Origin of the sequence: Stenotrophomonas rhizophila, from assembly GCF_020857975.1 — a bacterium.
In the GTDB taxonomy this organism is placed as follows: domain Bacteria; phylum Pseudomonadota; class Gammaproteobacteria; order Xanthomonadales; family Xanthomonadaceae; genus Stenotrophomonas; species Stenotrophomonas rhizophila_C.
Genome location: NZ_JACWUO010000003.1, coordinates 106417 through 132652, shown reverse-complemented (window position 1 = coordinate 132652; position 26236 = coordinate 106417). Strand labels below are relative to the sequence as shown.

Genomic DNA, 26236 nt, shown 5'->3' with positions numbered 1-26236 from the left:
CACGTACCGGGCGACCCGGGCAAGCGCCGACGGCCTGCCCGGCAGGTGCCGATCCTCGACCGGCACCCCCGGCAAACCGCGCCGCGGCTACAGCTTGGCGCGCTGCTCGACCAGCCCGGCCAGCTGCGCGGTCCATTCGACCAGGCGCACGCGCTCCTGCTCGATCACCGCCGGCGGCACCTTGTCGGTGAACCGGGACAGCTTGGTTTCGCTCTTTTCCTTCTCCGACTCCACCCGGGCGATTTCCTTGTCCAGGCGGGCACGTTCGGCGCCCAGGTCGACCAGGCCCTCCAGCGGCACCAGCAGCTTGAGCTCGCCGACGATGGCGGTCGCGGCCGGTGGCGTGCCGGCGGCATCGTCCAGCCACTGGATGCTGTCCAGCTTCAGCAGGAACGACAGCGATGCGCTGTAGCGCTGCACGCGCACACGGTCCAGTTCCAGCCCGCCCAGCAGGCGCAGCGGGACCAGCCTGGACGGGGCCACGTTGAGTTCGCTGCGGACCCGGCGCAGGGCGCTGATGGCCGCCTTGAGCCATTCCACATCGGCCTCGGCCTGGGCGAAATCGCCCTGGAACTCGGCCGCGGTGGGGTAGGGGCGCAGCGACAGCGTGGTTTCGGCCAGGCCCAGCCGCGGGGCCAGCTGCTGCCACAGCTGCTCGGTGATGAACGGGGTCAGCGGGTGCAGCAGGCGCAGCAGCGCTTCCAGCACGTACAGCAGGGTGTGGCGGGTGCTGTGCGCATCGGCGGCATCGCTGGCGTTGAGTGCCGGCTTGCTCAGTTCCAGGAACCAGTCGCAGAACTCGTTCCAGGCAAACTCGTACAGGCACTGCGCCAGCAGGTCGAAGCGGTAGTTGGCGTAATGGCCCTGCGCTTCGGCCGACACCGCGGCCAGGCGCGCCAGGATCCAGCGCTCGGCATCGGTGCGCGGGCTCGGCACGCCGGTGAAGGCTGCCCCTTCGGTGTTCATCAGGGCGAAACGGCTGGCGTTCCACAGCTTGTTGCAGAAATTCTTGTAGCCCTCGGCGCGGCTCATGTCGAACTTGATGTCGCGGCCGTGGGTGGCCAGCGCGGCGATGGTGAAGCGCAGCGCATCGGCGCCGTGGGCGGCGATACCCGCGGGGAACTCCTTGCGCGTGGCCTTCTCGATCTTCTCCACCATGCGTGGCTGCATCAGCCCGCCGGTGCGCTTGGCGACCAGGTCGTCGATGCTGATGCCATCGATGATGTCCAGTGGATCGAGCACGTTGCCCTTGCTCTTGGACATCTTCTGCCCCTGGCCGTCGCGGATCAGGCCGGTGAAGTAGACGTCCTTGAACGGGATCTTCCCGGTCAGGTTGTCGGTGGCCATGATCATGCGCGCCACCCAGAAGAAGATGATGTCGAAACCGGTGACCAGCACCGACGACGGCAGGTAGCGGTCGAAACCGCGCTCGGCCATCGCCTGCGGGTTGGGCCAGCCCAGGGTGGAGAATGGCCACAGCTGCGAGGAGAACCAGGTCTCCAGCACGTCGCTTTCCTGGTTCAGCACCACCTGCGCGCCGAGCGCGTTGTTCTGGCGCACCTCCGCTTCGCTGCGGCCCACGTAGCAGGCGCCCGTGGCGGCATCGAACCAGGCCGGGATGCGGTGGCCCCACCACAGCTGGCGGCTGATGCACCAATCCTGGATGTTGCCCATCCAGTGGCGATAGGTATTGATCCAGTTCGGCGGCACGAAACCGATCGCGCCCGGCTTGCCATCGGTACCCTCGACCAGCTCCAGGCCACGACGCGCCAGCTCGTCCATTTTCACGAACCACTGGTCGGTCAGGTACGGCTCGATCACCTGGCCGGTACGGTCGCCGCGCGGCACCTGCAGCTTGTGTGCCTTGGTTTCGACCAGGATGCCCAGGTCTTCCAGCTCACCCAGCACGGCCTTGCGCGCATCGTAACGGTCCAGGCCCCGGAAGCGCTCCGGTGCGTTGTCGTTGATCGCGGCCACCGGGGTGAACAGGTTGATCATCGGCAGGCCGTGGCGCACGCCCACCTGGTAATCGTTGAAGTCGTGCGCCGGGGTGACCTTGACCACGCCGGTGCCGAACGCGCGGTCGACGTAGTCATCGGCGATCACCGGCACCCGGCGGCCGGTCAGCGGCAGCACCACGCTCTTGCCGACCAGGTGCGCGTAGCGCTCGTCTTCGGGATGCACCATGACCGCGGTGTCGCCCAGCAGGGTTTCCGGGCGGGTCGTGGCGACCACCAGGTAATCACGGGTTTCGCGCAGCGTTTCCACCCCGTCGGCGTCGCGCTCGACGTGTTCGTAGCTCAGCCCCTCATCCAGCGTGTAGGCGATCGACCACAGGAAACCGTCTTCCTCGGCGCTCTCCACTTCCAGGTCGGAAATGGCGGTCTTCAGCACCGGGTCCCAGTTGACCAGGCGCTGCCCGCGGTAGATCAGGCCCTGCTCGTGCCAGCGCACGAAGGCCTCGATCACCGCTTCGGACGGCTGCGGGTCCATGGTGAAGGTGCTGCGCGACCAGTCGGCCGAGGTGCCCAGGCGGCGCATCTGCCGTTCGATGGTGTCGCCGGAGTGCTGCTTCCACTCCCAGACCTTGCCGATGAACCCCTCCCGGCCCAGCGAATCACGGGTCTGGCCCTTGCCTTCCAGCGCCAGGTTGCGGCTGACCACCATCTCGGTGGCGATGCCGGCGTGGTCGGTGCCGACCTGCCACAGGGTGTCGTAGCCGCGCATGCGGTGGTAGCGCACCAGCGCATCCATCAGGGTCTGCTGGAAGGCATGGCCCATGTGCAGCGTGCCGGTCACGTTCGGCGGCGGCAGCAGGATGGTGTACGGCTCGCCCTTGCCGGACGGCTTGAAATGGCCGGCCTTCTCCCAGGAGTCGTACAACTCGGTTTCAAAGGTTTTCGGGTCGTAGCTGGAGGCGAGTTGGGTCATGCGGGGGAACCGGAAGGCAATCGTAGGAGGATCAGGGCGCCGGGGCCGCCCATCAAGGGGGGCCGGCGTCGGGCTACATGTCGTACTTGTTCAGGTCAAAGCCCAGGGCCTTGTACTGGCGCCAGCGTTCGCGCAGCGGTTCGCGCGCCTCGGGATCGGCCGGGACCACTTCCAGCACGCGGTCGCAGTCGGCCAGGTAGGGATCGTCGCGCAGGTTGATCACCAGCGGGCGCGCCGGCGCCGGGGTGCCGGGGACGGCGATGAGCACCAGGGCTTCTTCCTCGTCCATGTCCTCGCCGGCGATCTGGTGCGGGATGTAGGCCTCATCGTCGAACGACCACAGCAGCTCGTCCAGTTCCTCGGCCTGGGCCTGGTCGCGGGCCAGCACCAGGGTGAACAGTCCGGCGTCGTTGGCCTTGCGCGCCAGTTCGCAGACCAGGCGCAACGGCTCGGTCAGGAAACGGGGCTTGGCGATCAGGTAGAAATCAGCACGGGACATGGGCAGGCCTGGAACGAAAGGGGAGGCCCGGCGCCAGGCCGGGCGTGATCGGGGCCGCCTGGCGGCAGCCCCGATCGGCACGGCATCAGGCGCGCGCGGCCTGGTCCAGCAGCCACTGGCTCAGCAGGCCGACCGGACGGCCGGTGGCCATGCCGCGCTTGCCTTCATCGCTGGCCACGCCGGCGATGTCCAGGTGGGCCCAGCGCTGGCCTTCGGTGAAGCGCGACAGGAAGCAGCCGGCGGTGATCGCACCGGCCCAGCGGCCGCCGATGTTGTAGACGTCGGCGAAAGTCGAATCCAGCATCGGCTGGTACTCGTCCCACAGCGGCAGGCGCCAGGCGCGGTCGAACACATGCTCGCCGGCGGCCAGCAGTTCGTTGGCCAGGTCGTCGTGCTTGCTCATCAGGCCGGCGGTCTGGTGGCCCAGGGCGACCACGCAGGCACCGGTCAGGGTGGCCACGTCGATCAGCGCAGCCGGCTCGAAACGCTGCGCGTAGGTCAGCGCATCGCACAGGATCAGGCGGCCTTCGGCATCGGTGTTGCCCACTTCGATGGTCTTGCCCGACATCGCGGTGATCACGTCCGACGGGCGGTAGGCGTTGCCGTCGATGGCGTTTTCCACCGCCGGCACCACCACCACCAGGTTCAACGGCAGCTTGGCGGTGACCGCAGCGACGAAGGTGCCGATGACGTTGGCGCCACCGCACATGTCGTACTTCATTTCCTCGATGCCGCCCTGGGTCTTCAGGTTGACGCCGCCGGTATCGAAGGTGATGCCCTTGCCGACCAGTACGTAGGGCTTGGCGTCGCCGCCGTTGCTCCACTTGAGCACCACCATGCGCGGGCGGTTGGCCGAGCCGCGGGCCACGGCCAGCAGCGAGCCCATGCCGAGGGCTTCCATCTGGTGCTCGTCGAGGATTTCCGCTTCGGCGCCGGCATGGGCCTGGGCGAAGGCGACCGAGGATTCGGCCAGGTAGGCCGGGGTGCACAGGTTCGGCGGCAGGTTGCCCAGCTCGCGGGCGTACTGCACGCCGGCGGCGATGGCCTGGCCCTGGGCCAGCGCCTGGGTGTCCTGGCCGGCGATGGCCAGCCGGGTCAGGCCCGGGGCGTCGGCCTTCTTCTTGCCCAGCGTGGCGCTGTAGCGGTAGGCGGCATGGTCGGCGCCGATGATGGCCTGGCGGATGCTCCAGGCTGCATCGCGGCCCTTGACCGGGATTTCGTTCAGGGTGAACAGGGCGTGGTGGTTGACCCCGCTCTTCAGCGCACGGCTGGCATCGCCGACCGCCTTGAGGTATTGCGGCACGCCGAACTTGGCCGGCTCGCCCAGCCCGACCACCAGCACGCGCGGGGCTGTCACCCCGGGCAGGTCGTGCAGTAGGGTGGTGTTGCCGGTCTTGCCGCCGACGTCGCCACGGGCGACCAGGCTGGCCAGACGGCCGCCGCTGGCGGCGTCCAGGGCCTGCGCCGCCGGGCTCAGGGACTGGTCGGCGTAGGCGCCGACGATGACGCAATCGCACTCGGCCGAGGCCGGCGCGACGTGGTTCAGGGTGAATTCCAGGGCCATTGATCAGATTCCGTTGGCAAATCCGTACAATCGCGGGCTGTTTACGTCCCGTCAGTAGACTGGGCAGCACCGCGAACGAATCCGAGAGTTTAAACCACCGCCCCATGTCGAAGCTCGATCGCTATCTCCTGCGTGATTTCGTCCAGAGTTTCCTGGCCACCCTGATCGTTTTGCTGGTGGTGAGCGTCGGTGGTGTCCTGGTGGACATCCTGGGCAACATCGCCGACGGCCGCCTGCCGGCCCGCCTGCTGTTCTCCCAGCTGGGCCTGCAGTTCATCGTCTACATGCCGCTGATCCTGCCGCTGGCGCTGATGCTGGGCCTGCTGCTGGCCACCGCGCGGCTGTACCGGGACTCGGAAATGGCCGTGCTGACCGCCATCGGGGTGGGGCCCAAACGGCTGCTGCGCCCGGTGCTGATGCTGGTGCTGCCGGTGATCGTGCTGATCGGGCTGTGCTCGCTGTGGCTGGGCCCCTGGGCCGACCGCACCGGCGAGGCGATGATCGAGGAGGCCAACCGCAGCGTGGTGATGGCCGGGCTGGAATCGGGCAAGTTCACCTCGCTGCCCAATGGCGGGGTGGTCTACCTGTCTTCGGTATCGCCCGATGGCACCCGGCTGGGCAAGGTGTTCCTGCAGCGGCAGAAGGACGACCGCATCGAAGTGGTGTCGGCCGACCGCGGCCGGATGTTCTTCGAGGGCGCGCGTCAGCGCTACCTGGAGCTGGAAGACGGCCACCAGGTCGAGGGCCCGGCCAACGGGGCGCTGGACTACAAGCTGATGACCTTCGCGCGCAACGATGTGGCCATGCCCGATGGCGCGCAGACGCGCGACAAGGACGACCCGGAACTGCTGCCCACCGCGCAGCTGTTCGGTGACCCGCGGCCGGCCGCGCAGGCGCAGCTGCATTCGCGGATCACCCCGCCGCTGATCGCGCTGGCGTTCGCGCTGATGACCCTGCCGTTGGCGCGCAGTTCGCCGCGTCAGCAGCGTTACGGGCGGATGATGCTGGCCTTCCTGGCCTATATGGTGGGCATGAACCTGATGTTCATCGGTACCCGCTGGATCGCCGACGGCAAGCTGTCGGGCACGCTGGGCCTGTGGTGGTTGAGCCTGCCGTTGCTGGGCCTGGCCATCTGGATGTATCTGCGCGATGGCAAGCTGTCGCGCCCGCGGAGGACCGCATGAAGCTTCGACCGATGCGGTTTGACCTCTACCTGGGCCGGGCGGTGTTCGGCACGGTGCTGCTGACCTGGGCGGTACTGGTCGGGCTGGACGTGGTGATGGCGTTCTCCGGCGAGTTCAAGGACGTCGGCAAGGGCGGCTATACGCTGGGCCATGCCGCGGCCTGGGTGCTGTACACGGTGCCGCGCCGCGCCTATACGTTCTTCCCGACCGCCGCGGTGATCGGTTCGCTGATGGGCCTGGGCCAGTTGGCGGCCACCTCCGAGCTGACTGCGCTGCGCGCGCTGGGGCTGTCGCGCAAGCGCCTGAGCGTGTCGGTGGCGATCGCGTTGTCGCTGTTGACCGCGGTGATGGTGTTCAGTGGCGAAGTGGTGGCGCCGTGGGCGCAGAGCCGGGCCGACAACATCAAGCTCAGCGCCAAGTCCGGCGGCAGCCTGGCCGCGTCGCGGTATTCGGGGCTGTGGGCGCGCGAGGGCGATACCTTCCTCAGTGCCGGCAGCGGCGACGAACTGCTGCAGCCCGGCGGCGGCACGCGCCTGGTGCTGCGCGATGTGCGCCTGTACAAGATCGGCGCGGACGGGCAGCTGGCCTCGCTGACCTATGCCGGCAGCGCCGAGCATGGCGACAGCGGCTGGGTGCTCAACAAGGTGCGCCGCGATACCTTCGGCGAACGTTCGGCCACGCGGCAGACGGTGGAATCGGAGCCGTGGCAGACGCAGCTGGATCCGGCCGCGCTGGCCAGCGGGCTGTCCAAGCCGCGCAACCTCACCGCGATGGACCTGCGCACCAGCATCGAGTACCGCAAGCGCAACGGGCTGGATGCGCGCGATTACGAGGACATCTACTGGAGCCGCTGGTTCTATCCGGTCAACGTGCTGGCGTTGTGCCTGGCCGCGGTGCCGTTCGCGTTCGGTTCGCTGCGCAGCGGCGGCATGGGCAAGCGGCTGTTCCTGGGCATCCTGTTCGCGCTGGGGTTCTGGCTGCTGCAGCTGTTCTTCGGGCGCATGGCCGGCGCCTTGAAATTCGACTACCGCCTGGCCTACGCGCTGCCGCCGATCGTGATGCTGGCCGTGTCGGGGATGCTGTTCCGGCGCAAGTCGGGGTAAGGCGCGGTAGAGCGCGGCGCCTTTCGGTCCTGCGGGAGGATGGCGGGTAGGCGACGACCGTCGGTTGTCGCTGCATGCCGTCCCAGGGGCGGCATTCCCGCGATCAGCGCTTGGGCAGGCGCCGCAGCTGGGTGCCGCTGACACGGTCGTGCCAGGTCAGGCGTTGGCGGTCCAACAGCGCCCACCACAGGCCCAGGCCGCCGAGCAGCAACGAGAGGGTAGCCACGCCGTAGCGCAGCCACAGCTGGCGGCGGGTCGGGGCGCCGCCGTCGGCACCGGTCACCTGCAGGCGCCAGGGGCGCATGCCCAGGGTCTGGCCGCCGCGGCGCCAGCTGAGCGTGGCGTACAGCCCGGTGACGCCCCAGCAGCACAGCCACAGCAGCCATTGCAGGGCACTGAACGGGGCGATGTTGTCGCGCTCGGCGTGACCGGCCAGGGTGTAGCCGGCGGTGAACAGCGCGCCGAGCAGCATCCACAGCGCCAGGGCTGGGAAGAAATCGTAGAGCAGGGCCAGCAGCCGCCAGCCCAGCAGCGCGGCGGGGCGGTCGGGGGTGGCGGCGGCTGTCGTGGCGGTGGGCATGCGCCGAGCATACCTGCGCCGCCGCGCCGGTTCGATGGCCGCCGCGCGGCAGGCTCCGTATGCTGATGGCATGTCCGATGCCTCCACTCCTGCACAGCGCCGCCAATTGGTCCAGCAGCTGCCGCCGCTGCGCGATGCCGACAATGCGGCGATCCAGCGTTTCCTCGATGCGATCTGGGCCGAACAAGGCCTGGCCCGGGCCAGCCTGGACAGCTACCGGCGTGACCTGGAAGGGCTGGCGCGCTGGCGCGATGGGGCCGGCGGCGGCCTGGACGGGGTCGACCGCGCCGGTCTGTTCGACTACCTGGCCTGGCGCGCGCGGCACGGTTGGTCGCCGCGCAGCAACGCGCGCCTGTTGTCGGCGTTGCGCGCGTTCTTCGCCGACGCGGTGCGCCGGGGGCGGCGCAGCGAAGACCCCAGTGCGCTGCTGGACCCGCCGCGGTTGCCGCGGCTGCTGCCCAAGGCGTTGGCCGAAAGCCAGATCGATGCGTTGCTGGCCGCGCCGGACATCGCCGATCCGATCGGCCTGCGTGACCGCGCCATGCTGGAGCTGATGTATGCCGCCGGGCTGCGGGTGAGCGAGCTGGTGCAGCTGCCGGCCAACGCGGTCAACCTGCGCCAGGGCGTGCTGCGGGTGACCGGCAAGGGCAGCAAGGAGCGCCTGGTGCCGCTGGGCGAGGAGTCCCAGCACTGGCTGGAGCGCTATCTGGCGCAGGCGCGGCCGCAGCTGGCCGGCAAGCGGCCGGTGCCGGTGGCCCAGGACGGTGCGGTGCCGATGTTCCTGGCACCGTCGCTGCACCCGCTCAGTCGCCAGCAGTTCTGGGCGCTGGTGAAGAAGTACGCGGTGCTGGCCGGGATCGATCCGGTGCGGATCAGCCCGCACGGCCTGCGCCACAGTTTCGCCACCCATCTGCTCAACCGGGGCGCGGACCTGCGCGCGCTGCAGATGCTGCTGGGCCACAGTTCGCTGTCCACCACCCAGATCTACACCCTGGTCGCCCGCGAGCACCTGCAGAAGCTGCATGCCCGCCATCATCCGCGCGGCTGAGGCCGGCCGGCTGGGCGGTGGTGCAGCCGGGTGACAGGGTGGCTGTGCGAGAATCGCGCTTACCTTCTTCCCCACCGGAATGCTCGATGCTCCGTGTCGCCCTTGCCGCCTTCCTTGGCGCGCTCAGCCTGACTGCCTGCGCGCAGCAACCGTCCGCGCCCGCCACCAGCAAGGCCGCCGCCGCGCCCGCGGCCGGCACTGCCGACCAGCGCGTAGGCGCGGCCCTGCTGAAGCTGGACCCCAACTTCAAGCCGGACTACATCGGCGCGGCGCCGTTCCCGGGTTTCCGTGAAGTCCTGGTGTCCGGGCAGGTGCTGTATGTGTCCGACGATGGCCGTTACCTGATGCAGTCCCAGCCCTACGACATCCAGAACAAGGCCCCGGTCAGCAGCCCCGGGTTGCTGGCCTACCGCCAGAAGCTGCTGGCGCAGGTGCCGCACAACGAGCGCATCGTGTTCGCCGCGCCCAATGCCAAGTACACCGTCAGCGTGTTCACCGACATCGAATGCGGCTACTGCCGCAAGCTGCACCAGGACATCGCCGAGCTCAACCGGCAGGGCGTCACGGTGGAATACCTGGCCTTCCCGCGCATGGGCCTGGGCAGCCAGGACTACACCGACATGATTTCGGTCTGGTGCGCAGCCGACCGCAAGCAGGCGTTGACCGCGGCCAAGACCGGCACGCCGGTGGCGGCGAAGAACTGCACCAACCCGGTGGCCATGCAGTACAAGCTGGGCCAGCAGATGGGCGTCAACGGCACCCCGGCGATCTTCGCCGCCGACGGCACCCAGCTCGGCGGTTACCTGCCGCCGGCGCAGCTGAAAGCCGCGCTGGAGCGCATCACGGCCGGCGGCAGCCGCTGAAAAAACAACGCCCCGGCAGTGCCGGGGCGTCGTGGTCATGCAGTGGGGGCCGGCCGTTGGCCGGCCTTCTTCAGTTCAGGCCGTCGCGGATCGCCTTGGTCAGCGTGCCCTGCGCATCGTCGCCGCTGAACTCCCAGAAGAACGCGCCGCCCAGGCCCTGGGCCTTCACGTAGCCCATCTTCTCGGTGACCATCGCCGGCGTGTCGAAGCTCCAGAACGTGCTGCCGTTGGAAATCCAGGTGGCCTTGGCGACCGGGTCGGTATAACCCGGCCAGGCCAGGTTCTTGAGCACCTTCCAGTCTTCGATGCCGGCTTCGTAGGTTCCCGGAGCCGCACCGCTGGCGCTCCGGTACAGGCCGTTGTTGCCGCTGGCCACGCCGGTCCAGCCGCGCCCGTAGTAGCCGATGCCCAGGTTCAACTTGCCGGCCGGCACCCCGCGGCTGATGAAGGCCTCCATCGCATCGTTGCTGTTGTACAGCTTCTGGTCGCCGGTGGACGGGTCGGCCGGTGAGTCGAACAGCGCCGAGTGATGGTTGGTCTGCGCATCCCACGCGCCGTGGAAGTCGTAGGTCATCACGTTGATGAAATCCAGGTAGGGATGGTAGGCGGCCGGGTCGGTCACCCGCACCTTGTCGATCCCCGCACCCACCGCCACCGTCAACAGCAGCCCCGGCCGCACCGCATCGAGCTGGCGGCGGAACTCGGCCAGCAGCGCGGTGTAGTTGGCATTGTCGGCCGCGCTGCCGCAGCTCAGCCCGCACGCCACCGGGTATTCCCAGTCGATGTCGATGCCGTCGAACACCCCGGCCGCGGCGCCCACCCCGCCGGCACCGTCGGTCACCGGCAGGTTGCCCTTGATGTAGGCATCCACGCACGAGGCCACGAAGGCCTGGCGGTGGGCCGGCTGGGCCGCGCTGGAGAAGCCGCGCGACCAGGTCCAGCCGCCGAGCGAGATCAGCACCTTCACGTTGGGATGCTTGGCCTTGAGCTGCTTGAGCTGGTTCCAGTTGCCGCGCAGCGGCTGATCCCAGCTGTCGGCGCCGCCGCTGACGCTTTCACCGGCACCGAAGGCCTTGGTGTAGTCGGCGAAGGCATCCCCGCCCGCGCCGGTGTTGGCATCGGAGGGTTGGGTGATGCCGACCTCGCAGCGGTTGTTGCGCACGTTGCCGAACGCGTAGTTGATGTGGGTCAGCCTGGCCGCCGAGCCACTGGTGTCGATGTTCTTGACCCGGTAGTTGCGCCCATAGATGCCCCACTGGGTGAAGTAGCCGATCACCCGCTTGGCCCCGCCGCCGCCGCCGGCTGCGGTGGTCACGCTGATCGCGGTACTGCGTGCCGACGCATTGCCGGCGTTGTCGCGTGCCCGCACCGTGTAGCTGTAGGCGGTGCTGGGGGCCAGGCCGCCATCGGTGTACTGGGTGGCCGCCGGCGAGCCGACCAGGCTGCCGTTGCGGTACACGTCGTAGCCGGCCACGCCGCTGCCGCCGGTGTTGTCGGTGGCCGCGTTCCAGGCCAGGTTGACCGTGCTGGCGGTGTGCGCCGGCGAGGCCAGCCCGCCGGGCACGCTGGGCGCAGTGGTGTCGTTGCTGGGCGCGGTGACGGTGATGGCCACCGTGGCCGAGGAGGTCACCGCATTGTTGTTGTCGGTGGCCACCGCCTTGAGCGTATGGCTGCCGGCCACGGCATTGGCCCAGGCCACGCTGTACGGCGCGCTGGTGTCGATGCCCAGCGAGGTACCGCCGCGGAAGAACTCGACCTTGCTGACGCTGCCATCGCTGTCGGCGGCATTGGCGCTGAGGGTGATGGTGCTGCCGGCGCTGAAGCTGGCCCCGGCGGTCGGCGAGGTCAGGGCCACGCTGGGCGGCTGGTTGCCGGCACCGCCGTCGCAGGCGCCCAGGTTGGTGTAGTAGGGCGCCCCGGCGGGGTGGTCGGGCGGGGCATTCCAGATGTCCTGGTTGGCCCGGTACAGCACGCCGCCCTTCTGCAGGGTGGTCCCGGACAGGTAGATCACCGCCGGGTTCCATTCGGCCACCCCGGTACAGTTGGCCGCCTGGGCCAGGCCGGGCAGGCTGGCCGCCGCGGCCAGGGCCAGCAGCAGCCCCCAGCGCCTGCGGGGAACCGGGAGGAGGGAAGATATCGATGTCACCGCACTGCGCGCAATCGGGTCAGGCATGGTCTTTCTCCGATCTGGTCATGGGCGCGGGCCGCCGACATGGCGGCTCGCGTGCAGCAGGTCCGGATGCCGGTGAGAGAGGCCGGCGACAGCAGTGGGGGCGGACGCGGGACCGGCCAGGGGATCCCCCGGGCCGGGCGGTGATAACGTTGTCATGAAGCCCGGCGCCAATCTGTGAACCAGTCGATGGTTCCAACTGTGAGCCAGTTAAAGGTTTGTGCAGGCCCCGGGGGCGCCGGACGACCCTGCGGAGCAGGTCGCGGCGGTGGACTTGGGTACAATAGCCGGCCCCGTCTCCAACCACGGTTCCCCGGACATGATGGTCCTCGAGGGCGCATCCGCCCTTTCGCCGTTCCGCCGCGAACGTCTTGAATCCCGCCTGCAGTCCCTGGCCGCCGATCTGCGCATTACCGGTGCCTGGCATGTCTACTTCATCCAGACCGAGGGTGATGCGGCCCCGGACCCGGCGATCCTGAGCCGGATCCTGGAAGCCCGGCCGGCGCTGGCGCCGTTGGAGGCAGGCGCGACCTCGCGCTTCGTGGTCCCCCGCCTGGGCACCTTGTCGCCGTGGTCGAGCAAGGCCACCGAGCTGGTCCGCGGGGCCGGGCAGCCGATCGGCCGGGTCGAACGCGGCCTGCGCATCGATCTGGCCGGCTGGCCGGCCGATGCCGCCGCGCAGGAAGCGGTGATCGGCGCGCTGCACGATCCGATGACCCAGTCGGTGCTGGCCGATACCGCGCAGGCCCAGGCGCTGTTCAGCGCGCCGGCGCGCGGCGAACTGGAGCGGATCGCGCTGGATGACCTGGAAGCGGCCAACAGCCGCCTCGGCCTGGCCATGGCCCAGGACGAGATCGACTACCTGCGCCAGCGCTTCGGCGAACTGGGCCGCAAGCCGTCGGACGTGGAACTGATGATGTTCGCGCAGGCCAACTCCGAGCATTGCCGGCACAAGATCTTCAACGCCAGCTGGACCATCGACGGCGCCGAGCAGTCGCACTCGCTGTTCCGGATGATCAAGCACACCCACCAGCAGACTCCGCAGCACACGTTGAGCGCATACAGCGACAACGCCGCGGTGGTTGCCGGTTTCCCGGCCGCGCGCTATCGCCCCGATCCGGCCAGCGGCCAATACCGCAGCGAGCCGGCGGTCGATTCGGCGTTCTGCATCAAGGTGGAAACCCACAACCACCCGACCGCGATCGCCCCGTTCCCCGGTGCGGCCACCGGTGCGGGCGGTGAGATCCGCGACGAAGGCGCGACCGGCCGCGGCGGCAAGCCCAAGGCCGGCCTGACCGGTTTCTCGGTGTCGCACCTGCGCATCCCGACCCTGCCGCAGCCGTGGGAAGCGCCGCGCGCGCTGAACCCGCGCATGGCCCCGGCGCTGGACATCATGCTCGATGGCCCGCTGGGCGGGGCGGCGTTCAACAACGAGTTCGGCCGCCCCAACCTGCTGGGCTATTTCCGCAGCTTCGAACTGCCCGAAGGCGACGGCCTGACCCGCGCCTACGACAAGCCGATCATGCTCGCCGGCGGCCTGGGCGCGATCGACCAGAACCAGGTCGAGAAGCTGCGCCTGCAGCCCGGCGATGCGGTGATCGTGCTCGGCGGCCCGGCGATGCTGATCGGCCTGGGCGGCGGCGCGGCCAGTTCGGTGGCTTCCGGCGAAAGCGCCGAGGACCTCGATTTTGCCAGCGTGCAGCGCGACAACCCGGAAATGGAACGCCGTTGCCAGGAAGTGATCGACCGCTGCGTCGCACTCGGCCTGGACAACCCGATCCGCTGGTTCCATGACGTCGGCGCCGGCGGTTTGTCCAATGCCATCCCCGAGCTGTTGCACGATTCCGGCGTGGGCGGGGTGATCGACCTGGGCAAGGTGCCCGCCGATGACCCGTCGCTGTCGCCGATGCAGCTGTGGTGCAACGAGTCGCAGGAACGCTATGTGCTGGGCGTGCCGGAGGCGCGCCTGGCCGAGTTCGCCGCGCTGTGCGCGCGCGAACGCTGCCCGTTCGCCGCGGTCGGCGTGGCCACCGCCGAGGAACACCTGGTGGTCGCCTATGGCGCCACGCCGGGCAACATCCCCGCCGATGCCCCGATCGACCTGCCGATGGACGTGCTGTTCGGCAAGGCGCCGAAGATGCACCGCGACACCGTGCATCCGCCGGCACCGCGCTGGCCGGCGCTGAAGACCGCCGGGCTGGACCTGTATGAAGCCGCCCTGCGCGTGCTGGCGCACCCGTCGGTGGCCTCCAAGAACTTCCTGGTCACCATCGGCGACCGCAGCGTCGGCGGGCTCACCGCACGCGAACAGATGATCGGCCCGTGGCAGCTGCCGCTGGCCGACGTGGCCATCACCCTGGCCGGTTTCGACGGCGTCGCCGGTGAGGCCATGGCGATCGGCGAGCGCACCCCGCTGGCCCTGCTGGATGCGGCCGCCTCGGCCCGCATGGCGGTGGGCGAGGCGATCACCAACCTGTGTGCCGCGCCGGTGGATGCGCTGGAGACGGTCAAACTGTCGGCCAACTGGATGGCCGCGGCCGGCCACCACGGCGAAGACGCGCTGCTGTACGACGCGGTGCGGGCGGTGGGCATGGAACTGTGCCCGCAGCTGGAACTGAGCATTCCGGTGGGCAAGGATTCGCTGTCGATGCAGGCGCAGTGGCAGGCGGCCGGGCAGGCGCACAAGTCGGTGTCGCCGGTGTCGCTGGTGATCTCCGCGTTCGCCCCGGTGGCCGATGCCAACGGCCAGCTGACCCCGCTGCTCGAGCGCGAGGGCGACAGCGAGTTGTGGCTGATCGGCCTGGGCGCCGGCAAGCAGCGCCTGGGCGGCTCGATCCTGGCCCAGGTGCATGCCGACCACAGCGCGTTGCCGGCCTTCGGCGGCGCGGTGCCGGACCTGGACGACCCGCAGCGCCTGCGGGCATTCTTCGAACTGATCCGCGATGCGCGCCAGGCCGGGCTGCTGCTGGCCTACCACGACCGCAGCGACGGCGGCGCGTTTGCCGCGCTGTGCGAAATGGCGTTCGCCTCGCGGCTGGGCCTGGACATCGCCCTGGACGCCTGGGGCGATGATCCGTTCCGCAGCCTGTTCAACGAAGAGCTGGGCGCGGTGGTGCAGATCGCCAGGGAAGATCGTGCCGCGTTCGCCGACCTGGTCGAGCGCCACGCATTGACCGAATGCGCCCAGCGCATCGCCCGCCCGACCACCGCACCGGTGGTGCGGGTGTCGCTGCAGGGCGAGAGCCTGGCCGAGTGGCGCTGGGAAGCGCTGTTCGATGCCTGGTGGTCGGTCACCCATGCGATGCAGAAGCTGCGCGACAACCCGGACAACGCCGACCAGGAGCGTGCGATCGCACGCAACTTCAATGCGCCGGGCCTGAAGCCCAAGCTGACCTTCGATCTCAACGACGACGTGGCCATGCCGTACATCAACACCGGCGCGCGTCCGCGCGTGGCGGTGCTGCGCGAGCAGGGCGTCAACGGCCAGATCGAAATGGCCAATGCGTTCGAGCGCGCCGGGTTCAGTGCGTTCGACGTGCATATGAGCGACCTGATCGAAGGCCGCGTGGCACTGTCGGACTTCACCGGCCTGGTCGCCTGCGGCGGCTTCAGCTATGGCGATGTGCTTGGCGCCGGTCGCGGCTGGGCCACCTCGGTGCTGGAGCGCAGCGCCCTGCGCGATGCGTTCGCCGGCTTCTTCGCCCGCCAGGACAGTTTCGCGCTGGGCGTGTGCAATGGCTGCCAGATGATGAGCCAGCTCAAGGACATCATTCCCGGTGCCGAGCACTGGCCGCAGTTCCGCCGCAACCGCAGCGAGCAGTTCGAAGCCCGCACCGCGCTGCTGGAAGTGGTGGAGTCGCCGTCGATCCTGCTGCGCGGCATGGCCGGTTCGCGCCTGCCGGTGGCGGTGGCGCACGGTGAAGGCCAGGCAGTGTTCGCCTCGGCGGTGGACCAGGCCGCCGCACGCGTGGCACTGCGCTATGTGGATGGCGATGGCAACGTGGCCACCCAGTACCCGCTCAACCCGAACGGCTCGCCGGACGGCATCACCGGCCTGACCAGCACCGATGGCCGGGTCAGCATCATGATGCCGCACCCCGAACGCACCCCGCGTGCGATCAACCTGAGCTGGCGTCCGGCCGAGTGGCAGGGCGATTCCCCGTGGCTGCGGATGTTCCGCAACGCCCGCGCATGGTGCGGCTGATCGGCAGCACGCCACCTGTTCGATGCGATGAAAATCGCGTGAAGAAACCGCCGGGGATTCCGGCGGTTTTTTTTTGCCATCGGCAAAAACCATCCGCAGCAAGGAGTTACAGCGCGTTACAAGGTGAATTGCGCTTATGCCATTTGTTCACAAGAAGCTAACGAAAACACCGGTATTCCCGTCGTTTTTGTGACGCGTATCGCGGTCGTACATTTTTGGATGTCAAAGTCTTGACGTTATCGACAGGCTGCGTTAACACTGCTCACTCATTAGGAATGCATTCAGTTCTGCAGTAACCGCACGGACGGCGAATCAGCAGCACCTCTGTCGCAAGCCATTCGGCGCAATGCGGTAAATCAAGCGAATGAACGCCCCCAGGGGACGTTGGGCCATGCGGTCCGGCGTTGGCGTCGCTTTGCCCAATACCAGCCCACTCAGGAGTCGCATCGATGAATCGGATTTATCGCAAGGTCTGGAACAAAGCACTGGGGCAGATGGTTGTTGCCTCGGAACTGGCCACCAGCGCATCGGCCGGCGTGGTCATCGACCAGCGACGATCCTCCGGCACGCGCGCCGCTTCGCTGCTGTCGGCCGCCATCGCATTGACGTTGGGATTGGGCACGGCCGTCATTGCGCCGGTCGCACAGGCGCAGTCGGTGGAAGTGGGCGGTAATGCCAACTGCGTGGTGCTCAACAGCAACGTGATCGACAGCTGCGTGGTCGATGGCAATGCCACCGCCTCGGGCAGCAACGCGGTGGCGATCGGCAGCAACAGCACCGCCTCGGCCGCCAACAGCGTGGCACTCGGTGCAGGCTCCCGGGCCAACCGCGCCAACACGGTGTCGGTCGGCGATGCGGGCAAGGAGCGCCAGGTCACCAACGTGGCGGCCGGCACGGCCGCCACCGACGCGGTGAACAAGGCCCAGCTGGACAAGGTTGCGGTCGCTGCCGAAGGCGCGACCCGCTATTTCAAGGCCGATGGCGCGGGCAACGACAGCGACGCGGCGACGATCGACGGTGACGGCGCGCTGGCCGCCGGCGCCGGCGCCAATGCCGAGGGCGATGCCGCCACCGCGTTGGGGCAGGGCAGCCAGGCACTGGCCAACGCCACCACGGCCACCGGCAGCCAGGCCATTGCAGCGGGCCTTGGCGCCAGCGCGTTCGGCCAGAACACGCTCGCCATCGGCGACGCCAGCACCGCGGTGGGCCAGAGCGCGGCGGCGTTCGGCCTGGGCGATGTGGCGCTGGGCGCGCACGCGCTGGCCGCCAGCGAGAATGGCGCCGCCACCGCGATCGGTGGCCTGGCCGAAGCCAGCGCCGACGGAGCCACTGCCATTGGTGGCGGCGCATTGGCCATCGGCGCGGGCAGCACCTCGCTGGGCCGCGGCGCCGGCAGCGGCGGTGAAGCGTCCATCGCGGTCGGCGCGTTCAGCGTGGCCGTGGCCGATTTCAGCGCGGCGCTCGGCTCCAACTCGGCGGCCGTTGCCGTGGGCAGCGTGGCGCTGGGCGCCGGTTCCTACGCCGATCGCATCGACACGGTGTCGGTGGGCAATGGCGAAACCGGCCTGCGCCGGCAGATCACCAACGTGGCCGACGGCACTGAAGCCGGCGACGCGGTGAACAAGGCCCAGCTGGATGCGGTCGGCGACGTTGCCGCCACCACCAGCAAGTACTTCCAGGCCACCGGCAGCGCCGACAGCGATGCCGGCGCGGTCGCCGACGGCGACAACGCTACCGCCATCGGCGAAGCGTCCAACGCGATCGGCCACGGCGCCACGGCGCTGGGCGGCGGCGCGGCGGCCTACGCGCAGAACGCCACGGCGGTCGGCTTCAATGCGCTGGCCAGCGGCCAGAACAGCGCCGCGTTCGGCAACAACGCCCAGGCCACCGGCCCGGGCAGCGTGGCGGTCGGCGGCGCGGCGGTGGATGCCGACGGCAACCCGCTGATCACCAACGGCGGCGTGCCGGTGGATACCGGCGCCACCAGTGCCGGGGTCGGCGGCACCGCGGTCGGCGCCAGCGCCGAAGCGTCCGGCTTTGCCGCATCGTCCTACGGCGTGGGCGCCTATGCCGGCGGCGCGCAGTCCTCGGCGTTCGGCGCGGTCGCCAATGCGACCGGCGACTACGCCACCGCGGTGGGCACCCAGAGCGTGGCCACCGGCAACAGCAGTACCGCCATCGGCGGCCCGGCCGACCTGCTGCCGGGCCTGGGCTTCTTCGTTCAGACCCAGGCCAGCGGCGAAGCGGCCACGGCGGTGGGCGCCGGCGCCATCGCCAGCGGCGACTACGCCACCGCCAACGGCACCCTGACCGAGGCATCGGGCAGCGAAGCCACTGCCGTGGGCTACTTCGCCTACGCACCGGGCCAGGGCGCCACCGCGCTCGGTGCGGAAACCTGGGCCAGCGGCGAACTGAGCACCGCGGTGGGCTTCTATGCCACCGCGCGCGGCGCCAACAGCGTGGCCCTGGGCGCCAATTCCACCGCGACCCGCGCCAACACGGTATCGGTCGGCGATGTCGGCAACGAACGCCAGATCACCCACGTCGCCGCCGGCACCGAAGCCACCGACGCGGTCAACAAGGCGCAGCTGGACGGCGTGGCGGAGGTGGCCAACACCACTGCCAGCCGCTTCAAGGCCAATGCCGCCGAGGGCAGCGATGTCGGCGCCTTCGCCGACGGCGATGGTGCAGTGGCCGCCGGCGAAGCCAGCAACGCGCTGGGCGCCGGTGCGGCCGCGCTCGGCAACGGTGCCAACGCCATCGGCGATGACAGCGTGGCGGTCGGCCGCAACGTCAGCGCCAACGGCAACGGCAGTGTCGCCATCGGTGGCCTGGGCCAGGCCTACGACCAGTACAACCAGCCGCTGGTCGATGCCGACGGCAACGCGGTGAAGGTAGGCACCAGCGCCGCGCAGGATGCGGTGGCGGTGGGCGCCGGCGCGCAGGCCACCGGCACCACCAGCAATGCCTTCGGCAGCGGCGCGCAGGCCACCGGCAACAACAGCCTGGCGGCCGGCTACAAGGCGCGCGCCACCGGCGATTACAGCGTGGCGCAGGGCGACAATGCCTTCGCCAGCGGCGAGGAAACCACCGCCACCGGCGCCTATGCGTGGGCTACCGAAGACGGCGCCAGCGCATACGGCGCCAGCGCCTGGGCCACCGCCGCCAACGGCACCGCCGTAGGCCAGTCGGCCTGGGCCAGCGGCCCCGGCTCGACCTCGATCGGCTACAACAGCTGGGCCCGTGGCAGCAGCGCCACCGCGCTCGGCCGCGGTGCCTTCGGCTACGGCGACAACAGCGTGGCGGTCGGCTTCCAGGCACTGGGCAACAGCATCAACAGCATCGCCATCGGCACCAACGTAGTGGCCGGCGGTGAAAGCGCGATCGGCATCGGCGCCGGCAGCAACGCCAGTGCGTCCAACGCAGTGGCGCTCGGCGCCGGTTCGGTCGCCGACCGTGCGTACACGGTGTCGGTTGGCAGCGATACCCGCCAGCGCCAGGTCACCAACGTGGCCGCCGGTACCGAAGGCACCGATGCGGTGAACGTGGACCAGCTCGGCGCGGCCACCGCGCAGTTCCAGGCCAGCGGCGACGGCGTGGCCGTGGCCGGCGGCGAGGACAGCGTGGCCGCGGGTGCCAATGCCGCCACCGACGGCGACTACGCCACCGCGGTGGGCTCGGCCAGCTTTGCCGTCGGCAGCGGCGCCACCGCGCTGGGCAGCGGTGCCTTCGCGCTGGCCGACAACGCCAGTGCACTGGGCTTCAATGCAGTAGCCAGCGGTGCCAATGCGATCGCGGTCGGCGCCAATGCGCAGGCCAGCGGCGAATACGCCACCGCCAGCGGTGCCGAAAGCGAGGCCACCGGCGAGCAGAGCACCGCCACCGGCGCGGCCAGCATCGCTTCCGGTGCCGGCAGCCTGGCCGGCGGCGCGCTGTCCGACGCGGCCGGCGAGGAGTCGGTCGCGCTGGGATACTACAGCTCTGCCAGCGGCCAGGGCGCCACCGCCGTGGGCGCTGAAAGCGTGGTCAGCGGGACGCTGTCGTCCGGCTATGGTTTCGGCGCCGAGGCCACCGCCGGTTACACCACCGCGATCGGCGGGCTGGCCGTGGCCAGTGCGTTCAATGCCACCGCGCTGGGCAGTTTCGCCCAGGCCACCGGCTCCAACAGCGTGGCCGTCGGCGGCGATGCCGAGGCAACCGGCGCGTACAGCACCGCCACCGGCCAAGGCAGCCTGGCCACCGGCACCAACAGCGTGGCCGTTGGCGGTTCGTTGTTCGGCCTGCTGGCCACCGAGGCCTCGGGCAATTACTCCACCGCCGTCGGTGGCGGGGCGTGGTCGCCGGGCCTGAACAGCACCGCCCTGGGCAATGCGGCGACTTCCAGCGGCGAAAACAGCGTTGCCCTCGGTGCCGATTCCATCGCCGACCGCGATGACAGCGTGTCGGTCGGCAGTGGCGATGCGCAGCGCCAGATCACCAACGTGGCCGCCGGCACCGAAGGCACCGACGCGGTCAATCTCAATCAGTTGAACGCCGTGGCTGCCGCAGGCGAAGCCACCAGCAAGTACTTCCAGGCCAGCGGCAACGACAACAGCGATGCTGGCGCGTATGTGGAAGGCGATGACGCGCTGGCCGCAGGCGAAGCGGCCAACGCGATCGGCGATGGCGCCACCGCGCTGGGTGCCGGGGCCACGGCCGTGGCCGCCAACGCCACCGCCGTGGGCGTCAGCGCCCTGGCCGGTGCCGACGGCGCCGCCGCACTGGGCAGCAATGCGCAGGCCAGCGGCGAAAACAGCGTGGCACTGGGCAGCAATGCCAGCGCGAGCGAGATCGGTGCCAGCGCCATCGGTGGCAGTGCCATTGCCAGCGGCGCCTATGCCACCGCCAATGGCTTCGAATCGGCGGCCAGTGGCCAGCAGGCCACCGCCAACGGCTTCCGCAGCAGTGCCTCCGACGCCGGCGCCTCCGCGTTCGGCAGCTACAGCGAAGCCAGTGGTCGCCTGTCCAACGCGTTGGGCTACGGCGCGATCGCCTCCAACACGCTGGCCACCGCAGTCGGCACCTCGGCCACCGCCTCCGGTGCCAGCGCGGTGGCACTGGGTGAATCCAGTGAAGCCACCGGCGATGAAAGCGTGGCCATCGGTGGTTCCACGTTCTTTGGCCTGATCCCCGCCCGTGCCAGCGGTACCGGTGCGGCGGCGTTCGGTGCCGGCGCATGGGCCACCGACGACTACGCCACCGCGATCGGCTGGAATTCCTGGGCCGATGCGGCCAACACCACCGCGCTGGGCGCCAACGCCAGCGCCGAAGGCGTCAACAGCGTCGCGCTGGGTGCCGGTTCCTCCGCCGACCGCGACAACACGGTCTCGGTCGGCACGGCGACGGCGCAGCGGCAGATCACCAACGTCGCCGACGGCACCGAGGGCACCGATGCGGTCAACGTCAACCAGTTGAGCGCGGTGGCCGAGGTGGCCGAGCAGACCAACCGCCAGTTCAAGGCCTCCGGCAGCGGCAACGGCGATGACGTCGGCAGCTACGTCGACGGTGCCTACGCCACCGCCGCCGGTGAAGCGGCCAATGCGTTCGGCACCGGTGCGTCGGCCTACGGCAGTGGCGCGCTGGCCTCCGGCCGCAATGCCTCGGCATCCGGTTTCAATGCATCGGCCACTGCCGATTCGGCCACCGCCATCGGCGGCGCGCTGTACTACGAAGATGCCAACGGCAACGTGGTCCTGGACAAGGCCACCAGCGCCAGCGGTACCGGCGCCACCGCACTGGGTGCAGGTGCACAGGCGACCGGGGTGTTCAGCACCGCCAGCGGGGCCGGCGCCACCGCGGCCGGGCTGCAGTCGGCCGCGTTCGGCTACAGCGCCGAAGCCGGCAGCGACTACAGCACCGCCGTCGGTGCGTTCAGCGCCGCCAGCGGCGTGCGCACCACCGCGCTCGGCTACGGCGCCGAGGCCAGCGGCGACTATGCCTCCGCGCTGGGCTGGGGCAGCACCGCATCGGGTGCCTACGCCAACGCGATCGGCTATTCCTCGCAGGCCAGCGGCGCCAACAGCGTGGCCGCCGGTTCCAACGCCTGGGCCACCGCAGCGCAGACCACCGCCGTCGGCCAGCTGGCCTGGGCTACCTCGGCCGGTTCCACCGCGCTCGGCCAGGACAGCTATGCCTACAGCGGCATCAACGCCACCGCGCTGGGCAAGAGTTCGTCGGCCAGCGGTGCCGGCAGCGTCGCGCTCGGCGCCGGTGCCCGCACCAGCGAGGCCAACGTGGTCTCGGTCGGTGGCGGCAACGGCAGCACCGGCCCGGCCACGCGTCGCATCACCAATGTGGGCACGGCGGTGAATGCCAACGACGCGGTCAACAAGGCGCAGCTGGACAGCGTGGCGGCCACTGCCGATGCGCTCGGCAAGCACTTCCAGGCCAGCGGCAGCGGCGTGGCCAGCGCCAGCGGCAGCGATGCGCTGGCGGCCGGCTCGGCCGCGGCGGCCAGCGGTACCCGCAGCAGCGCACTGGGCACTGCGGCGGTCGCCTCGGCCACCGGCGCCACCGCGGTGGGCGCCGATGCGTCCGCGCGCGGCGACAACAGCACCGCGCTGGGCCGGCAGGCCTCGACCAATGCGGTCAACGGCGTGGCGATCGGCAACGGCGCGTTTGCCAGCAATGGCGCCGGCAGCATCGCCATCGGTGCCGGTGCGGGCGTGTCCGGTGCCGGTTCGGTGGCGTTGGGTGCAGGCTCGCGCGCGGTCGAGGCCAATGTGGTCTCGGTCGGTGGCGGCAACGGCAGCGACAGCCCGGCCACGCGCCGCATCGTCAATGTCGGCGCCGGCCGCATCGCCGCCGGCAGCACCGATGCGGTTACCGGCGGCCAGCTCAACACCACCAACCAGCGCGTCGGTGCGGTGGAGACCCGGGTCGGCGACATCGATACCCGGATCGGTTCGGTGGAGAACGTCACCGCCAATGCGCTGGCCTACGACGACAGCAGCCGCGACCGGCTGACCCTGTCCGGCCTGCAGGGCACCACCGTGGACAACGTCGGCAGCGGCTCGATCGCCTCGGGCAGCCGCCAGGCGATCAACGGCGGCCAGCTGTTCCAGTCGCTGTCCGATGCCGCCAGCTTCCTCGGCGGCGGCGCCAGCGTCGGCATGCAAGGGGTGTTCGTGGCGCCCAACTATGTGATCCAGGGCGCCACCTACAACAACGTCGGCGATGCGCTGGGCGCGCTGGACCGCAAGGTCAGCGATCTGGACCAGCGCGTGGCCGGTGGCGGCAGTGGCGGCAGTGGCGCAACGCGGGCGCGGCTTGCCGCGGCACCGGCGGCGGCCAGCCTGGCCAGTGCCACGGTAGTGGACGCCGCTCCGGCCGCCGCAGCCGCCGTGCAGGGCAGCCCGACGGTGGCCAGCGTCGGCAGCGCGCAACCGGCGGTGGCACCTGCGCCGGCCAACGGCATCAACGCGCTGGCCAGCGGCGAGGGCGCGGTGGCCAGTGGCGCGTCGGCCACGGCGATCGGGCAGGGGGCCAGCGCATCGGCGGCCAACTCGGTCGCGCTCGGCCAGGGCTCGGTCGCCGACCGTGCCGACACGGTGTCGGTGGGCAGCGTCGGCAACGAACGCCAGGTCGCCAACGTCGCCGCCGGTACCCAGGCCACCGATGCGGTCAACAAGGGCCAGCTGGACGGTGGCATCGCCACCGCCAACAGCTATACCGACCAGCGCTTCGGCGCGATGGCCGACAGCTTCGACATCTACAAGGGCGAGATCGACCAGCGCCTGCGCCACCAGGACCGTCGCATCGACCGTCAAGGCGCGATGAGCGCGGCCATGCTCAACATGGCCACCAGTGCTGCCGGCGTGCGCACCCAGAACCGGGTCGGCGTCGGCGTCGGCTACCAGGGCGGTGAGTCGGCCCTGTCGCTGGGCTACCAGCGCGCGCTCAGCGAGCGCGCCACGGTGACCATCGGCGGTGCGTTCAGCAGCGATGACAGCTCGGTGGGTGTGGGCGCCGGTTTCGGCTGGTAGGCGCAGGCGGCAAGGCGTGGCCTGGTGGGCCACGCTGAAAGCAATGCAAGGCCTGAGGGGGCGGGTTACGGGAACCCTGGCCAGGGCCGGCCAGGGAACTCGCATGGAATGTTGGCCTGAACAGTCGTTTGATCATGACCTTGAAGAGGATTTCAACGTGACCAGTAAGCAGAACCTTCGCATCAACGTGCTGGCAGCCGCCGTGCTGTCGCTCTCCGTCGGCGCCAGCGCCTACGCCGCCGGCCTGCCGGTCAAGGAACCGGTTCGCCAGTCCGCCGCTGCCCAGCAGGGCGTGGAGCGCATCATCGTCAAGTACCGCACCGGCACCGCCGCGTCCACCGACCGGTCGGCCAAGCTGGCCGCGGTGCAGTCGGCGGTGGCGCGTGCCAGCCTGGGTGGCGCCGCCGGCCGCGCGGCCGCCGCAAGCCCGCAGCACGTGCGCAAGCTCGGCACCGGTGCCGACCTGATCCGCCTGCAGGGCCGCCTCAGTGCCGTCGAGCTGCAGAAGGTGCTGAAGGAAATCAAGGCCGATCCGTCGGTCCAGTACGCCGAAGCGGACGTCAAGCTGCAGCGCGTGGACGTCCGCCCGCGCGAAGCGACCCCGCAGCTGGTGCCCAACGATCCGTACTACGCGCAGTACCAGTGGCACCTCCACAGCGCCACCGGCGGCATCAACGCTCCGGCCGCGTGGGACGTCGCCCAGGGTGAGGGCGTGGTGGTAGCCGTGCTCGACACCGGCATCCTGCCGCAGCACCCGGACTTCTCCGGCAACCTGCTGGCCGGCTATGACTTCATCAGCGATGCGGAAACCTCGCGTCGCGCCACCGACGAGCGCGTGCCCGGCGCGCTGGACTACGGCGACTGGGTCGAGAACGACAACGAGTGCTATGCCGGCTCGCTGGCCGAAGACAGCTCCTGGCACGGCACCCACGTGGCCGGCACCGTCGCCGAATCGACCAACAACGGGGTGGGCATGGCGGGCGTCGCCTACAAGGCGCGCGTGCTGCCGGTGCGCGTGCTTGGCAAGTGCGGTGGCTACCTGTCCGACATCGCCGACGCCATCACCTGGGCGTCCGGTGGCACCGTGGCCGGGATTCCGGCCAACGCCAATCCAGCCGAAGTCATCAACATGAGCCTGGGCGGCGGCGGTGCGTGCGATGCAGCCTACCAGGACGCGATCAACGGTGCGGTGTCGCGCGGCACCATCGTGGTGGTCGCGGCCGGCAACCAGGCCTCCAATGCGTCGGGCTATCGTCCGGCAAGCTGCGCGAACGTGGTCTCGGTCGGCGCTACCCGCATCACCGGCGGCATCGCCTCCTACTCCAACTTCGGTACGGTGGTGGATCTGTCCGGTCCCGGCGGCGGCGGCAGCGTGGACGGCAACCCGGGCGGCTACGTCTGGCAGTCCGGCTACGACGGCACCACCACCCCGACCTCCGGTGCTTACAGCTACATGGGCATGGGCGGCACCTCGATGGCCTCACCGCACGTGGCGGCGGTGGCGGCCCTGGTGCAGGGCGCGCTGGCGGCGGCCGGCAAGGACCCGCTGACCCCGGCACAGCTGGAGACCCTGCTCAAGCAGACCGCACGCACCTTCCCGGTCACCATTCCGGCTGCCACCCCGATCGGGACCGGCATCGTCAATGCCAAGGCCGCGCTGGACAAGGCACTGGAAGAAGAGTGCACCGAGAACTGCGGTCCGACCGCGACGCCGTTGACCAACAAGGTAGCGGTGACCGGTCTCAGCGGCGCCGGCGGCAGCGAAGCGCTGTACAGCTTCGACGCGCAGGCCGGCAAGAAGCTCAGCCTGATCACCTACGGCGGCAGCGGCAACGTGTCGCTGTACGTCAGCCAGGGCAAGGAGCCGACCGCCACCGTGTACGACGCCAAGTCGACCCGCCCGGGCAACAGCGAAACCGTACGCTTCAACGCGCCGGTCACCGGGACGTACTACATCAAGCTGGTCGGCGAGTCCGCGTTCAGCGGCGTGAGCATCCTCGCCAACCAGTAATACTGCGTGTGTGGCTGCGGGAGCCCGTCTTGTGACGGGCTCCCGTTTTTTCATC

The 26236-nt window shown here is 69.9% G+C and carries 12 protein-coding genes; 7 read left to right on the top strand and 5 right to left on the bottom strand.

Features of this window, described 5'->3' with window-relative positions; all coding sequences use genetic code 11:
- Window positions 1–87 precede the first annotated feature (87 nt).
- From IC535_RS04365 to IC535_RS04355, 3 genes are all read right to left on the bottom strand, one after another.
- Complete coding sequence (locus IC535_RS04365) at window positions 88–2931, bottom strand: valine--tRNA ligase (protein WP_228885691.1); 2844 nt, start codon at window positions 2929–2931, stop codon at window positions 88–90.
- A 73-nt stretch (window positions 2932–3004) separates the two neighbouring features.
- Window positions 3005–3430 (bottom strand): DNA polymerase III subunit chi, encoded by a 426-nt coding sequence (locus tag IC535_RS04360; RefSeq protein ID WP_228885690.1) that lies wholly within the window; start codon window positions 3428–3430, stop codon window positions 3005–3007.
- An 85-nt stretch (window positions 3431–3515) separates the two neighbouring features.
- On the bottom strand, window positions 3516–4994 hold the full coding sequence (locus IC535_RS04355; protein ID WP_228885689.1) for a leucyl aminopeptidase: 1479 nt from the start codon (window positions 4992–4994) through the stop codon (window positions 3516–3518).
- Window positions 4995–5098: 104 nt separating this feature from the next.
- On the opposite strand from IC535_RS04355, the gene lptF reads away from it, so the two are divergent.
- Both lptF and lptG read left to right on the top strand, forming a co-directional pair.
- A complete protein-coding gene (lptF, locus tag IC535_RS04350) occupies window positions 5099–6178 on the top strand; it encodes an LPS export ABC transporter permease LptF (protein ID WP_228885688.1) in 1080 nt (359 codons plus the stop codon).
- A complete protein-coding gene (lptG, locus tag IC535_RS04345) occupies window positions 6175–7281 on the top strand; it encodes an LPS export ABC transporter permease LptG (protein WP_228885687.1) in 1107 nt (368 codons plus the stop codon). Before lptF ends, lptG begins: the two co-directional genes overlap by 4 nt.
- Window positions 7282–7384: 103 nt before the next feature.
- On the opposite strand, the gene IC535_RS04340 is transcribed toward lptG, so the two are convergent.
- Window positions 7385–7861, bottom strand: a complete 477-nt coding sequence (locus IC535_RS04340) for an RDD family protein (RefSeq protein ID WP_228885686.1) — start codon at window positions 7859–7861, stop codon at window positions 7385–7387.
- Window positions 7862–7931: 70 nt separating this feature from the next.
- Between IC535_RS04340 and xerD the strand changes: the two genes are divergently transcribed.
- Together xerD and IC535_RS04330 are read left to right on the top strand one after the other, a co-directional pair.
- Window positions 7932–8909: a site-specific tyrosine recombinase XerD gene (gene xerD / locus IC535_RS04335; RefSeq protein WP_228885834.1), complete on the top strand. Its 978-nt coding sequence runs from the start codon at window positions 7932–7934 to the stop codon at window positions 8907–8909.
- 86 nt (window positions 8910–8995) lie between these two features.
- Window positions 8996–9772, top strand: coding sequence for a DsbC family protein (locus IC535_RS04330; protein WP_228885685.1), 777 nt, complete (start codon window positions 8996–8998; stop codon window positions 9770–9772).
- A 70-nt stretch (window positions 9773–9842) separates the two neighbouring features.
- On the opposite strand, the gene IC535_RS04325 is transcribed toward IC535_RS04330, so the two are convergent.
- Window positions 9843–11945: a glycosyl hydrolase family 18 protein gene (locus tag IC535_RS04325; RefSeq protein WP_228885684.1), complete on the bottom strand. Its 2103-nt coding sequence runs from the start codon at window positions 11943–11945 to the stop codon at window positions 9843–9845.
- 316 nt (window positions 11946–12261) lie between these two features.
- On the opposite strand from IC535_RS04325, the gene purL reads away from it, so the two are divergent.
- The 3 genes from purL (at window position 12262) to IC535_RS04310 (ending at window position 26181) form a co-directional block, all read left to right on the top strand.
- On the top strand, window positions 12262–16146 hold the full coding sequence (gene purL / locus IC535_RS04320; protein WP_228885683.1) for a phosphoribosylformylglycinamidine synthase: 3885 nt from the start codon (window positions 12262–12264) through the stop codon (window positions 16144–16146).
- 449 nt (window positions 16147–16595) lie between these two features.
- Entirely contained in the window at window positions 16596–24170 is a 7575-nt protein-coding gene (locus IC535_RS04315) for an ESPR-type extended signal peptide-containing protein (RefSeq protein WP_228885682.1), read from the top strand.
- A gap of 157 nt (window positions 24171–24327) precedes the next feature.
- A complete protein-coding gene (locus IC535_RS04310) occupies window positions 24328–26181 on the top strand; it encodes a S8 family peptidase (RefSeq protein ID WP_228885681.1) in 1854 nt (617 codons plus the stop codon).
- The last annotated feature ends 55 nt before the right edge of the window (window positions 26182–26236 follow it).